This window comes from Chitinophaga sp. YR627 (assembly GCF_900114995.1).
Classification (GTDB): Bacteria; Bacteroidota; Bacteroidia; order Chitinophagales; family Chitinophagaceae; genus Chitinophaga.
In genome coordinates this window covers 1,166,961-1,181,072 of the sequence record NZ_FOUX01000002.1, presented here as the reverse complement: position 1 = coordinate 1,181,072, position 14,112 = coordinate 1,166,961, and the positions used below count along the sequence as shown (strand labels likewise).

The 14,112-nt window shown below is 46.3% G+C and carries 15 protein-coding genes; 14 read left to right on the top strand and 1 reads right to left on the bottom strand.

Annotated features, from left to right (window positions below):
• From BMZ72_RS13375 to BMZ72_RS13310, 14 genes are all read left to right on the top strand, one after another.
• Positions 1–570 (top strand): anthranilate synthase component II, encoded by a 570-nt coding sequence (locus tag BMZ72_RS13375; protein ID WP_089809063.1) that lies wholly within the window; start codon positions 1–3, stop codon positions 568–570.
• Positions 571–580: 10 nt separating this feature from the next.
• On the top strand, positions 581–1,576 hold the full coding sequence (gene trpD, locus BMZ72_RS13370; protein ID WP_089809061.1) for an anthranilate phosphoribosyltransferase: 996 nt from the start codon (positions 581–583) through the stop codon (positions 1,574–1,576).
• Positions 1,573–2,373, top strand: coding sequence for an indole-3-glycerol phosphate synthase TrpC (trpC, locus tag BMZ72_RS13365; protein WP_089809059.1), 801 nt, complete (start codon positions 1,573–1,575; stop codon positions 2,371–2,373). The genes trpD and trpC overlap by 4 nt, the downstream gene beginning before the upstream one ends.
• Positions 2,370–3,005, top strand: a complete 636-nt coding sequence (locus tag BMZ72_RS13360) for a phosphoribosylanthranilate isomerase (protein WP_089809057.1) — start codon at positions 2,370–2,372, stop codon at positions 3,003–3,005. Before trpC ends, BMZ72_RS13360 begins: the two co-directional genes overlap by 4 nt.
• 7 nt (positions 3,006–3,012) lie before the next feature.
• On the top strand, positions 3,013–4,239 hold the full coding sequence (trpB, locus tag BMZ72_RS13355; protein ID WP_089809056.1) for a tryptophan synthase subunit beta: 1,227 nt from the start codon (positions 3,013–3,015) through the stop codon (positions 4,237–4,239).
• Positions 4,240–4,248: 9 nt separating this feature from the next.
• Positions 4,249–5,025: a tryptophan synthase subunit alpha gene (gene trpA / locus BMZ72_RS13350; RefSeq protein ID WP_089809054.1), complete on the top strand. Its 777-nt coding sequence runs from the start codon at positions 4,249–4,251 to the stop codon at positions 5,023–5,025.
• Between the two features lie 3 nt (positions 5,026–5,028).
• Positions 5,029–5,622: an imidazole glycerol phosphate synthase subunit HisH gene (gene hisH / locus BMZ72_RS13345; protein ID WP_089809052.1), complete on the top strand. Its 594-nt coding sequence runs from the start codon at positions 5,029–5,031 to the stop codon at positions 5,620–5,622.
• Positions 5,623–5,625: 3 nt separating this feature from the next.
• The gene (gene hisA, locus BMZ72_RS13340; protein WP_089809049.1) at positions 5,626–6,795 is read left to right on the top strand and encodes a 1-(5-phosphoribosyl)-5-[(5-phosphoribosylamino)methylideneamino]imidazole-4-carboxamide isomerase; all 1,170 of its coding nucleotides are present in this window, start codon (positions 5,626–5,628) and stop codon (positions 6,793–6,795) included.
• Between the two features lie 115 nt (positions 6,796–6,910).
• Positions 6,911–7,666: an imidazole glycerol phosphate synthase subunit HisF gene (gene hisF, locus BMZ72_RS13335; RefSeq protein WP_089809047.1), complete on the top strand. Its 756-nt coding sequence runs from the start codon at positions 6,911–6,913 to the stop codon at positions 7,664–7,666.
• A 117-nt stretch (positions 7,667–7,783) separates the two neighbouring features.
• Positions 7,784–8,392 (top strand): bifunctional phosphoribosyl-AMP cyclohydrolase/phosphoribosyl-ATP diphosphatase HisIE, encoded by a 609-nt coding sequence (gene hisIE, locus BMZ72_RS13330; RefSeq protein ID WP_089809045.1) that lies wholly within the window; start codon positions 7,784–7,786, stop codon positions 8,390–8,392.
• 24 nt (positions 8,393–8,416) lie between these two features.
• Positions 8,417–9,499, top strand: a complete 1,083-nt coding sequence (locus BMZ72_RS13325) for a TlpA disulfide reductase family protein (RefSeq protein WP_089809043.1) — start codon at positions 8,417–8,419, stop codon at positions 9,497–9,499.
• A 129-nt stretch (positions 9,500–9,628) separates the two neighbouring features.
• Entirely contained in the window at positions 9,629–10,771 is a 1,143-nt protein-coding gene (locus BMZ72_RS13320) for a TlpA disulfide reductase family protein (protein WP_089809041.1), read from the top strand.
• A gap of 129 nt (positions 10,772–10,900) precedes the next feature.
• Positions 10,901–11,257, top strand: a complete 357-nt coding sequence (locus tag BMZ72_RS13315) for a BlaI/MecI/CopY family transcriptional regulator (RefSeq protein WP_012789507.1) — start codon at positions 10,901–10,903, stop codon at positions 11,255–11,257.
• Between the two features lie 5 nt (positions 11,258–11,262).
• The gene (locus tag BMZ72_RS13310) at positions 11,263–12,873 is read left to right on the top strand and encodes a M56 family metallopeptidase (RefSeq protein ID WP_089809039.1); all 1,611 of its coding nucleotides are present in this window, start codon (positions 11,263–11,265) and stop codon (positions 12,871–12,873) included.
• 153 nt (positions 12,874–13,026) lie between these two features.
• On the opposite strand, the gene BMZ72_RS13305 is transcribed toward BMZ72_RS13310, so the two are convergent.
• On the bottom strand, positions 13,027–14,076 hold the full coding sequence (locus BMZ72_RS13305) for a formylglycine-generating enzyme family protein (RefSeq protein ID WP_089809037.1): 1,050 nt from the start codon (positions 14,074–14,076) through the stop codon (positions 13,027–13,029).
• Positions 14,077–14,112 lie beyond the last annotated feature (36 nt).

The window sequence follows — 14,112 nt, the reverse complement described above, 5'->3', positions numbered from 1 at the left end:
ATGAACATTCTGGTGTTTGATAATTACGATTCTTTTACCTACAACCTGGTGCACCTGGTGGAAAAGATCATCAATGGTAAAGTGACGGTGGTGCGCAATGATGAAATTCCGTTAGAGAAAGTAAAAGACTATGATAAGATCATTCTCTCTCCTGGTCCGGGTATTCCTGAAGAAGCAGGATTACTGCTGCCACTGATCAAAGAATATGCACCGAGCAAATCCATCTTCGGTGTATGTCTTGGTCAACAGGCAATAGGAGAGGCTTTTGGTGCGAAGCTGATCAACCTGAAAGATGTGTACCACGGTGTGGCTACCAATGTGAACATTACTGCAAGAGACGGCAGACTGTTCAACAACCTGCCTGATATACTGGAAGTGGGTCGTTATCACTCATGGGTAGTGGATGAAGCAACATTGCCGGCAGAGCTGACTGTGACAGCAAAAGACGACAATAACTATATCATGGCGCTGCAACACAACACATATGATGTGAGTGGCGTACAGTTCCACCCTGAAAGCGTACTGACGCCGCGTGGTGAACAGATCCTTCGTAACTGGTTGAATGCATAAATTCCGAGTAATGAAAAAGATACTTAATTACCTTTTTGAACATAAAACATTTACCCGTGAGGCAGCTAAAGAGATACTCATCAGTATTTCCAAAGGCATGTACAATGAGAGTGAACTGGCGGCATTCATGACCGTGTTCCTCATGCGCAGCATTACGGTAGAAGAACTGCTGGGTTTCCGCGACGCATTACTGGAACTCTGTATCCCGGTTAATCTGAACGGATATGAAGTACTGGATATCGTTGGTACCGGTGGGGATGGTAAAAATACCTTCAACGTATCTACCTTGTCCTGTTTCATCGTAGCAGGCGCAGGCGGAAAGGTGGCGAAACACGGTAACTATGGTGTGTCTTCCATCAGTGGCGCGTCTAATCTGATGGAGTCAGCCGGATACAAATTCAAGAACGATGACGCGAAACTGAGAGAAGAACTGGAAGAATCAGGCGTTTGTTTCCTGCATGCTCCCTTGTTCCACCCTGCATTGAAAAATGTAGCAGGCATCCGTCGTCAGCTGGGTATCCGTACGTTCTTCAATATGCTTGGTCCGCTGGTAAATCCGGCTTTCGCACAGCATCAGCTGATAGGCGTATACAGCCTTGAACTGGCAAGAGTATACAATTACCTGTTCCAGCAGACGGACAAGCAGTATGCGATCGTTTATAGTCTGGATGGTTATGATGAGATCTCCCTGACAGCGGATACACGTGTTATCACCAATGAAGGTGAAAGAGACTGGACGCCTGAGCAACTGGGTAAACGCAAAGTATATCCTGAAGATATCTACGGTGGTAATACAGTAGAAGCAGCTTCCAAGATCTTTATGAAGATCCTGAAAGGTGAAGGTACCTGGGCACAGAACTCTGTAGTAATGGCGAACGCCGCTATGGGTCTGTACTGCATGAAAAAATATGATAACTACGCGGATTGTTTCCAGGCAGCTGTTGAGTCACTGGAATCAGGCGCAGCGCACAACGCGTTTAAGAAGTTGATAAGCTTGCAATCATGAAAAATATCCTTACAGAAATAGTAGCCCATAAGCACGTGGAAGTGGCAGCCCGCAAACAACAGCGGAGTGTGGAAGAGCTGGAACAGGCATCCTGGTTTAAGCGTACGTCTCTGTCACTGGCGCAGTTTCTGCAAGATCCAGCAAAGACGGGTATCATTGCGGAATTCAAAAGGCGTTCTCCTTCAAAAGGATTGATCAATGGGGACGTAACTGTACAGGACGTGACCACCGCTTATACCCGCTATGGCGCATCCGGATTGTCAGTATTGACAGATGAGAAATTCTTTGGTGGTTCTTCTGATGATCTGCAGCAGGCCCGTACGCTGAATAATATTCCGATCCTGCGTAAGGACTTTATTGTGGATGAGTATCAGATCGTCGAGGCAAAGGCAATTGGCGCTGACGTGATTCTGCTGATCGCAGAATGTCTCACTAAAGCGGAAGTAGCACAACTGGCGAAGTTTGCACACAATCTCGGACTGGAAGTATTGCTGGAAGTACACAGCGGCGATCAGCTGGATAAAGTAACCGATCACATACAGCTGGTTGGTGTGAACAACCGTGACCTGACAACGTTCAATGTGGACTTTAACCGTTCCTGCGAACTGGCGCCGCAGATACCTGTGGGTAAATGTAAGGTAGCAGAAAGTGGTATCAGCAACACAGATGCGATCATTACACTGAAAGCAGCAGGTTTCCAGGGATTCCTGATCGGAGAACATTTCATGAGACAGGAAAATCCGCCGAGAGCATTTGAACAATTTGTGACAGAACTGGCCAACAAATCAGCACAATGAAAATAAAGGTCTGTGGCATCACCCGGAAAGAAGACCTGCAAAGACTGGTCGAATACCAGGTGAATTATGCCGGTTTTATATTCTACGAAAAATCTCCCCGCTTTGCTGCACCGAAAATAGATGCACGCACCGTGAGAGAGATAGATGGTATCAAAAAAGTAGGCGTGTTTGTAAATGCGTCACTTGAACAGGTACAGCGTACAATACTTGACTACGGACTGGATATGGTGCAGCTGCATGGTGATGAAACGCCGGACTTCTGTGCCGCTCTTCGTGAACAGGTAGAAGTGATCAAGGCTTTCAGAGTAGGAGAGCACGTTAACTGGGAAGCGCTGTTGGCCGCATATATACCGGTGACAGATTATTTCCTGTTTGATACAGAAGCGGGTAAGGCCTATGGTGGTACCGGCAAACGTTTCAACTGGGAATTGTTACAGACATATCCATATACGCATCCTTTTTATCTGAGCGGAGGTATCGGACTGGACGAAACGCCTGAACTGCTGCAATTACAGCTGCCGGCTTTATTCGCAGTAGATGTGAACAGCAGATTTGAGGACCAGCCGGGTGTGAAGAATATGGAAAAGGTGCGTTTATTTACAGATCAGATTCAATCAACTTATTTAAAATAATCATAGCATGAAGATAGCGGAAAACACGTTCGGCTCTAAGTATCATGTAGATGAGAAAGGCTTTTACGGCAGATTTGGCGGCGCTTACATTCCGGAGATGCTGTTTCCGAATGTAGACGAGCTACAGCGCAATTACCTGCAGATTCTGAAAGACCCTTCATTTCAGGAGGAGTTTGATCAACTGCTGCGCGATTATGTAGGACGCCCTTCACCTTTGTATTTTGCAAAACGTTTGTCTGAAAAATACAAAGCGAAGATCTATCTGAAACGTGAAGACCTGAACCATACCGGTGCACATAAAGTGAATAACACCATCGGACAGATCTTGCTGGCAAAACGCCTGGGTAAGACGCGTATTATCGCAGAAACCGGTGCCGGTCAGCATGGTGTGGCAACGGCTACCGTTTGCGCGCTGATGGGAATGGAGTGTGTGGTATATATGGGTAGTATCGACATTCAGCGCCAGGCGCCGAATGTGGCCCGTATGAAAATGCTGGGTGCTACAGTGGTACCTGCTACCAGTGGTAGTCAGACGCTGAAAGATGCCTGTAATGAGGCGATCCGCGACTGGATCAACAATCCGGTAGATACACACTATATACTGGGAACAGCTGCTGGTCCGCATCCTTATCCGGATATGGTGACCCGCTTTCAGTCTGTGATCAGTGAAGAGATAAAGAAACAATTACTGGAAAAGACCGGTAAGGAAAATCCTGATTACGTGATGGCCTGTATTGGTGGCGGTAGTAATGCTGCTGGTGCTTATTATCACTTCCTGGATGAACCGGATGTGAAACTGATCGCGATAGAAGCAGGTGGCAAAGGCGTACATTCCGGACATTCAGCAGCGACTACGCAGCTGGGTAAACTGGGTATCATTCATGCGAGCAAGACATTGCTGATGCAGACGGAAGATGGACAGATCACGGAGCCTTACTCTATTTCCGCAGGACTGGACTATCCGGGTATTGGCCCTTTACATGCACACCTGTATGAAACCGGCCGTGCCACTTTCCTGAATGCGACTGATGATGAAGCCTTACAGGCAGCTTATGAGCTGACCCGCCTGGAAGGTATTATTCCGGCACTGGAATCGTCTCACGCACTGGCAAAACTGGGACAGGTAGCCTTCAAACCGGAAGATGTGGTGGTGGTGTGTCTGAGTGGTCGCGGAGATAAAGACATGGAAACATACATTCGTAATTTGCCTGCTTACACTGGTGATAACGTATAAATATATTTTATGAGCAATCGTATAGATCAATTATTTGCCGGCAAAAAAACGGGTGTACTGAACATCTACTGCACAGCAGGATTTCCTGAACTGAACGATACGCTGCCTGTCATGCAATCTTTACAACAGCATGGGGCTGATATGATAGAACTGGGTATGCCATTTTCTGATCCCCTGGCTGACGGCCCGGTGATCCAGGATAGTAGCACCCGCGCTATTAAAAATGGTATGAGTCTGAAGGTGCTGTTTGAACAGCTGAAGGACTTCAGACAACACATCCACCTGCCGGTATTACTGATGGGGTATCTTAATCCGGTGTTACTGTACGGGATTGAGGAATTCTGTAAAAAATGTGCAGAAGTGGGTGTCGATGGTATCATCGTACCAGACTTACCGATGGATGAATATGAGGAGGACTACAAGCCTGTATTCGAAAAATACAACCTGCACCTGATCTTCCTGGTAACGCCGGAAACAAGTGAAGAAAGGATCAAAAAGATCGATAGTGTTAGCAAAGGTTTCGTGTATGCGGTATCCTCTTCTTCTACAACCGGAAAAGATAAGGATATGGGACACCAGCAGGCATACTTCGAAAAACTGAAAGCGCTGCACCTGAAGAATCCGGTGCTGATCGGTTTTGGTATCAAAGATAAAGCTACCTTTGATGCAGCCGCATCCAACAGTAATGGGGGAATTATCGGTACTGCCTTTATCCGCGCAATTGAAAATACGACCAACCTGGATGCTGCAATAAAACAATTTATTGCAGGCGTAAAACACAACTAGAATATGAAAACGGTTATCATAAAATACAATGCCGGTAATATCCGTTCGGTGATGTTCGCACTGGACAGGATCGGCGTGGAGGGCATTGTAACAGACGATCCGGAAGCGATAAAATCGGCAGACAAGGTGATCTTCCCGGGTGTGGGAGAGGCCAGTACTGCGATGAGTTATCTGAAGGAAAGAAACCTGGATAAGCTGATCAAAGACCTGAAACAACCAGTCCTCGGTATCTGTCTGGGCATGCAGCTGATGTGTAAACATTCTGAAGAGAATAATACGCCTTGTCTGGGTATCTTCGATGTGGATGTAAAACGCTTCACATCACCGGTGGATAATCTGCTGAAAATACCTCAGATCGGCTGGAACAATATTACGGGATTATACAGCACTATGTTCGAGCATGTGCCGGAGAATTCCTATATGTATTTTGTACACAGTTATTATGCGGCGCTGGGCCCTGATACAGTAGCAACCACTAACTACGTGATCAACTACAGTGCAGGATTGCAGAAAGATAACTTCTATGCGGTACAGTTCCACCCGGAGAAATCTGCGACTGTAGGACAGAAAATACTGGAAAACTTCCTGAAGTTATAGGTAATGATTCGAGCGATACAGATAAGAAGGATCACTACCGATGAAACACTGGAACTGCGCAGAGATGTATTGTATCCTGACTGGGAGCTAAGCAGGGTGAAGCTTGATCATGATGAAGACGGGTTGCATTTCGGTTTGTTTGAAGATAACAGACTAAGAGGTGTAGTGTCACTGTTTCCACAGAAAGATCAGGCGCAATTCCGTAAACTGGCGGTGCATCAGGAGTGTCAGGGTAAACGCTATGGCAGCATGCTGATGCAGTATATAGAGGATTTTTGCAGGAAGGAGCATATCGCTATGTTATGGTGTAATGCCCGGGATGCTGCAGAAGGATTTTATTTAAAACGTGGGTATGAGTATTGGGGGGATCATTTCGTAAAAGATAATATTGTCTTCATCAAGATGAAAGTTCAACTGGATAAAACAACGGATAACGGATTTACCGTGATTCCGGCTATTGACATTATAGATGGCAAATGTGTGCGCCTGACACAGGGCGATTATGCACAAAAGAAAGTATACAATGAGCATCCGCTGGAAGTAGCCAAGGCTTTTGAAAGCATTGGCGTACGCCGTTTGCATCTGGTTGATCTGGATGGTGCAAAGAAGGGCGCTGTTGTCAACTGGAAAGTACTGGAAGCGATTGCCGGTAAGACCAACCTGGTGATCGATTTCGGTGGCGGTATCAAAACAGAAGACGATCTGCGTATCGTATATGAGAATGGCGCTGCGCTGGCGACCATTGGTAGTATTGCAGTGAAAGATCCGGCACTTTTTTCCGGCTGGGTGAAAAAGTACGGGTCCGACAAGATCTTCCTGGGTGCTGATGTAAAAGAAGAGAAAATCGCAGTAGGCGGCTGGCTGGAAACGACTGAGCTGTCTGTGTTTGATTTCCTGGAAGAGAATGTTAAACAGGGGGTACAACATGTCTTCTGTACGGATATAGCCAAAGATGGTCTGTTACAGGGACCTTCCGTTGCCTTATATGAAAAGATCCTGCAACGTTTTCCTCAGATCGATTTTGTGGCGAGCGGCGGTGTGAGTACCATGGCAGATGTACATGCACTGGCGGAAGCAGGGTGTAGTGGCGTGATAGTAGGAAAGGCAATCTATGAAGAAAGGATCAGCATGAAGGAACTGGCTGACTTTATTAAATCAGGTGTTAGGAGCTAAAATTCGGCTGGCCATACAATATCCGGATGTTTCATTCGACTACAAGAAAGGAAAGGAACAACCTATATCAGATGGCAAGGCATGTATTGAGCCCTAATGAACAAAATCGACAAACATGTTAACAAAACGCATTATACCCTGTCTTGATATAAAGGATGGACGCACCGTAAAAGGTGTGAACTTTGAAAATATACGCGATGCCGGCGATCCGATAGAACTGGGTGCATTGTATGCAGAACAGGGTGCGGATGAACTGGTGTTTCTGGATATCACCGCGACCAATGAGCGCAGAAAGACATTGTCAGAACTCGTGACCCGTATCGCTAAGCATGTGAATATCCCTTTCACCGTAGGTGGAGGTATTTCATCAGTAGAAGATGTGAATGTACTGCTGCAATCAGGCGCTGATAAGATCTCTGTGAATACTTCTGCGTTTAAACGCCCGGAACTTGTAGACGAACTGGCCCGTGAATTTGGTAGCCAGTGTGTAGTACTGGCCATCGATACACGTTTTGAGGACGGCGACTGGTATGTGTATCTGAATGGAGGACGTGTGAAAACGGATATTAAGGCGTATGACTGGGCAAAAGAGGCAGTACAGAGAGGTGCAGGTGAAATCCTGCTGACTTCTATGAATAATGATGGTACCAAGAAGGGTTTTGCCCTGGATATCACCGGTAAACTGTCGCAGAACCTGAATGTGCCGGTGATTGCCTCCGGCGGAGCAGGTAACATGGATCATTTTATGGATGTATTTGAAAATGCACAGGCTGACGCGGCACTGGCCGCCAGCATTTTCCACTATAAAGAGATCGAGATACCAGCCCTGAAGACTTATCTGTATCAGCGGGGTGTTAATATCCGGTTCTAAGGCGGAGAAAAACCACTAATTTTGCGACCACCTGATCTCCAAGTCATTAAGCAATAAGGATTACCTATCGGGAATCAGGGGTGATGAGAGTATATGATTAACAAACAAGAGCACTTCATGTATAATAACAAACAGATCAACTTTCAGAAATGCGCCGACGGTCTGGTGCCTGCCATCGTTCAGGATGCGGCTACCTCCAAGGTGCTGATGCTGGGATATATGAACCAGGAAGCCCTGGATAAAACCCTGCAGGAAGGTAAAGTGACCTTCTTCAGCCGCTCTAAACAGCGTCTATGGACAAAAGGAGAAGAAAGTGGTAATTTCCTGACCCTGCAGGAGATCAGGGTAGACTGTGACAGTGATACGCTGCTGATCAAGGCTATTCCTGCCGGCGTAGTGTGCCATACCGGTGCAGATACCTGCTGGGAAGAGAGCAATGTAAGCAATGACTTCCTGGCAAAGCTGGAAAGTATCATTACCGACAGAAAGAATAATCCTGCTGATAAATCCTATACTTCCTCCCTGTTTGCAAAAGGGATCAATAAAATTGCCCAGAAAGTAGGGGAAGAAGCGGTAGAAGTCGTTATAGAAGCGAAAGATGATAACGAGGAACTTTTCCTGAACGAATCAGCTGACCTGCTGTTCCATTACCTGGTGCTGTTGAGCGCTAAAGGTTATCAGCTGTCAGATGTACTGGCCGTTCTGCAGAAAAGGCATAGTAAATAGCAGTTTTTTTATATATTAGTGGGAATGAAACGACTTGTTACCGGCGCCTTCGCGGTGCTATTTTCATTTACAGCCTTTGCCCAACAGACTGTCTCCGGAACATTGAAAGGAGCAGAAGGTAAGAAGGTGTATCTGTATTCAGACGACGATAATAATCCGAAAGATTCCGTAGTACTGAGCGGAAATAAATTCTCTTTTAAGGTACCAGCTACAGAAGGACCAAGGGTTTTTGCCCTTATCCTCCAGGATGTGAATAATCCTTTATTGCTGGTATCCGGTAAGGAATCCCTGCAATATACCCTTGACGCACAGCAGTTTCCGGTAGCATCTGCTATGAAAGGAAATGAGGAGAATAAGACGATGCAGGCTTATCAGCAAACATTTCTGGCACTGGTGCAGAAAGCACAGAACCTGAATGCGGAAGCCGCAAAGATCGCGGGTGATGACGAAGCCGGGAAGAATGCATTTCGTGCCAAGGCGTCTATGTTTAATGAAGATGTGGTAAATACCGGTACGACCTTTATCAAGGGACATCCGAAGCAACTGGCCAGTATCTGGATACTACTCAATGAGTTACGTGGCAGACTGGAACCAGATGATTTTCAGGAATATTTCAACTTACTGGATAAGCCGCTTAAAGAATCAAAGTATGGACAGGCAGCGCTTAAATACCTGCGTAGTGTAAAAGGTGATGTAGGAGGTGTGGCAGCTGATTTTACACAGGAAGATGTGAATGGAAGACCTGTCAGCTTATCTTCTTTCAGGGGCAAATACGTCCTTATCGACTTCTGGGCCAGCTGGTGCGGTCCGTGCCGGGCTGAGAATCCGAACGTTGTAAAGGCTTTTGAACGTTTTAAAGACAAGAATTTCACCATCCTGGGTGTATCTCTGGATGACAATAAGACCCGCTGGATGGGTGCCATTAAGCAGGACAATCTGCAATGGACCCAGGTCTCTGATCTGAAAGGATGGGGTAATGAAGCTGCACAGATGTATGGCGTCCGTGCAATTCCTGCCAATTTCCTGATTGATCCTCAGGGCAATATCATTGCCACTAATTTAAGAGGCAGTGCATTGGAAGCCAAATTGCAACAGATATTAAAATAATTGACTTACCGGCCTCGTACCTACACGAGGCCGCTTCTTTTACTGTCACCACCTTCACCGTTTATCACAATCAGGTTGATTTTCCTGCCGGGATATGTGAATTTCGTTAGTATTAAATAATCTGAATCAATGAAGTCCGTAATGATGGCCGTGGCGCTTCTCGCGCCTATGGTCCTGTTGGCGCAGGAAAAATGGAAGGGCGAGCAAGCGTTTACGATACAGGGAACTGTTACTGCATTACAGAAGCCGGCAAAAGTATATTTAAATATCAGGCGTTGTGGCGATAATACACTGGATAGTGCCGAAGTGAAGGAGGGAAAATTCTCCTTTTCCGGTAAACTGGCGGAACCCACAATGGCGAACCTGTACCTGAAGGTACTGGAACCCGTGCTGTCTGAAGGACAGGAACGGAAGAGTTGTGACGTACTGACATTGTTCCTGGACAAAGGAAACATCACGATTACGGCAGAAGACTCTATCAGTCACGGAGTTGTGAAAGGTGCGGTGGCCAATGACGACTATAACCATCTCAACGAACTGCTGAAAGATGTGAACGGTAAGCTGGATGAACTCGAAAAACAGTATCGTCAGGCATATATGGCTGAAGATGAAGAAGGTATGAGAAAGCTGGAGCCACAGTTCGATGACCTGGAAGCACAGCAGAAACAGATACTTGCCGATTATCTGAAAAATAACAGCAATTCGCCTATCGCATTGTATGTGCTGAATAAATACGCAGACTACGATATTGATCTGGTACAGATTGAGCCGATGTTCAATAAGCTGGGTAAAACATTGCGTAATACGCCTTCCGGAAAGGATTTTGCCGCAGCACTGGATAAAGCGAAGAAAACAGCTGTAGGACAGCCGGCAATGGATTTCGCGCAACCTGATAAAGATGGGAAGGATATTACATTAGCCTCTTATAAAGGAAAATATGTATTATTGGGCTTCTGGGCCAGCTGGTGCGGTCCCTGCAGAGCAGAGAATCCGAATGTATTAAAGGCCTACAGCCGGTTCAAAGACAAAGGATTTGACGTGGTATCCATCTCTCTGGATGAAAAAAGAGAGAAATGGCTGGCGGCAATACAAGCGGATAACCTGGCCTGGGCACAGGTATCTGATCTGAGAGGATGGAAGAACGCCGTAGCTGAAAAATATGGTATCAAGGCTATCCCTCAGAATCTCCTGATCGATCCCAACGGAAATATCGTTGCGAAAAACCTCCGGGGCGATGCGCTGGAACGCAAGCTGGAAGAACTTTTAAAGTAAGTACACGTAGATATAGTGACGAAAACCACCTGCTCAAAACAGGTGGTTTTATTTTTTTATTTGGTTTATTACGAAAGTTTCGTAGATTTACGAAACAATCGTAGTTGATTGTCTTTAAACTGAATTAATATGGAAAAGCTTACGCAGCAGGAGGAAATTGCCATGCTGGCAATATGGAAAACGGGCACAGGGTCAGTAAAGGATTTTCTGGAGCAGCATCCATCTCCGCAACCTCCTTATACGACGCTTGCCTCCACGATCAGGAACCTGGAGAAAAAAGGTTACCTGACCAGCCGTAAAACAGGTAATGTATATGAGTACACACCTGCGATCGTTGAATCTGAGTATAAACAGAAGTTCATGAGCGGGTTTGTAAAAGACTACTTCGAAGATTCCTATAAGGCCCTGGTGACCTTCTTCGCAAAAGAGAAGAAAATCACCCCCGAAGAACTGAAAGAAATTGTCAGGATGATCGAGAAAAACTGATAACCATGCTTATTTATCTGCTTAAAGCCAACATAGCGCTTGTTTTGTTTTACCTGGCCTATCGCTTCGGTCTGAGGCGTCTGACCTTCTACTCGCTGAACCGCTTTTTCCTGATTAGCGGCATCCTGTGTGCGACTGTGGGACCACTGATAGATCCCTCTGTATTCATACAAAAGCATCATGAGCTGAATGTGGTAGCAGAGGCTTATATACTTGATCTGTCAGCCCTGCAAAAGCATCCGTCAGAGCCCTTTATTAATATACTGGTAAAGTATGTGTTCTGGCTGGGAGTGATCGTTATGACCATTCGGTTTGCTATACAGCTGTTCTCTTTATGGAGATTGCATCACCAGACCCGGAGAACAGTTTTCGGAGACGAATCACTCCGTATCATGGAGCAAAACGCGAATCCGTTCTCCTTTATGCGCAACATATATATCAATCCATCCCTGCACACACCAGAGGAATTCTCCTCTATCATCCAGCATGAAAAAGTGCATGTGCGGCAATGGCATACGCTTGATGTGCTGCTGGGGGAACTGAACAAGATATTCTACTGGTTTAATCCCGGCGCCTGGTTAATGAGTATTGCCATCCGTGAGAACCTCGAGTTTATTACTGACAGGAGCATTCTCCGGCAGGGAATAGACGCAAAATCTTATCAATACAGTCTTTTAAAAGTAAGTGGGATCCCATATGCGACGGCCATCGCAAACAATTTCAATTTTTCACACTTAAAACAAAGGATCATGATGATGAATAAGAAGAGATCATCCCGCTATCATTTACTGCGTTATGTAGTATTAGGTGCTGTGATGGGAATCGCAGTACTTTCCCTGAATTTCTCCCGTGCAATTGCCAAAGCAGAGACGTCTGCAAATAAACTGGTAAACGCATTCCAGGAAGACACATCGAAAGTGAAGGTTCCACCACCTGCTGCTCCGTTACCACCACCTCCGCCACCTCCACCAGCACCTCCTGTAAAAGGGAAAGGGAAAGGAGAGAAAGTTCCGCCTCCACCACCACCGGTACCACCGGTTCCTGCTGCTCCGGCAGTGGCTCCTGTACCTGCCGCAGCTGCTGCGCCAGCTCCTGCAGGAAAAGAACTGAGATTGAGTGTCGCAGAAAATGCGGATGCTGCGGCTACTGATAAGCCTAAAATTGTCCTCAGGGGTGGAGCAAATGGACAGGCAAAACCACTTTATGTGATAGACGATGCAGTCATCGGTAGCAATCTGCCGGAAGGTATGATCAATCCTGAGGACATCAGTTCTATATATGTGCTGAAAGATGAATCTGCTACCACTATCTATGGAGATGCCGGTAAGAATGGTGTAGTGAAGATTTATACCAAAGGCTATATAGGCGCACCGGTTGTTGATCGCAAAGGGTTTGTTCCCACTACACCAGGTACAGCTGCAACAGCACCAACAAAAGTAAAATTGGTGTCTGTAGATGAAAAAGGTGCAAACGTGAAGAAGAACGGGGACGAGATGGTTACTGTGATTGGCTATAAGGATGGTAATACAGTGCGTACCATAACGACCAGTAATAATGTTAATGCCAATACAAATACCGATACTAAAATAGACGTGAAGTCTGAAGACAAAAAATAAGCGGTATTACATCGCTTTATAATACTGCCTGAAAGAAAGAAGAGGGTGTATCATACATTGATACACCCTCTTCCTGTTTGGGTAGCTGTCGGGGACAGGTAGTTATTTGAGCAATGCTTAAGTCGTTAATTATTGTCGGTAGATCCGTTTCTTTTACTTGTTCTTCACACATCTGAAACCAAGATTTTCCAACCCGGATTCCGGCGATGTTTTCATCCTGGCTGTTACCCGGTAACCCGAACAGTATTCATCGGTACACATAAAAGAACCTCCACGGATCGTATGTTTGGCGGTAGCAGGATCTTCCGGATCGTAACCCGCAGCAGGACCTTTTGGATTATCTCCCTGCTTCAGACCATAATAACGGCTATCATACCAGTCCGCGCACCATTCCCACACATTTCCGGACATATCGTATAATCCATAGGCGTTAGGTGCAAAGCTTTTTACAGGTGCAGCACCGAAATAACCATCTGTCTGCGTGTTCTGATAGGGGAAATGACCATTCCAGGTGTTGGCTTTGACCTTTCCTGTTGTCAGCGCCTCAGTACCCCAGGGATAGGGCTGGTCTTTAAGACCGCCTCTGGCTGCGTATTCCCATTCTGCCTCTGTAGGGAGACGTTTACCCGCCCATTCGGCAAATGCCTGTGCATCATTCCAGGAAATGTGCACAACCGGCAGGTGTTCCTTTCCGGTGATGTTGGTTGTTGGTCCGCCGGGATGTTGCCAGCTGGCGCCCTGTATAAAAGACCACCATTGCGATACATCATCCAGTGGAACAGGATGGGAGGGAGGGGTGAATACAATAGACCCCGGGAGCAGCATACTGCTATCTGGTTCCGGCGAACCGGCCGGTAATTGCTGCATCAGCTCTTCTTTGGAGATCGGCCGTTCAGCAGTAGTGAGGTAGCCTGTTGCTTTTACGAAAGCGGCAAATTCGGCATTGGTCACTTCATGTTCATCCATCCAGAAGCTATCCACATGTACATCGTGACGTGGTTTTTCGTCCGGATGTGCCTCCGCATCATCTGCTCCCATCGTGAAAGTACCACCTGGTATGAGCACCATGCGGTTAAGTGTATCGCTCTCCGTGAGAGATGCAGTACTATCGCCTGCAGGCGTGCCGGAAGGCTGGTTATTCTGACAGGCGCACAGTAATACGCTGAGGCCCAATGTCCATATGGCAATAGGATTACTAAACATTCCCCTAAGATCGTGAATCTGTATGTTAAATTTTAG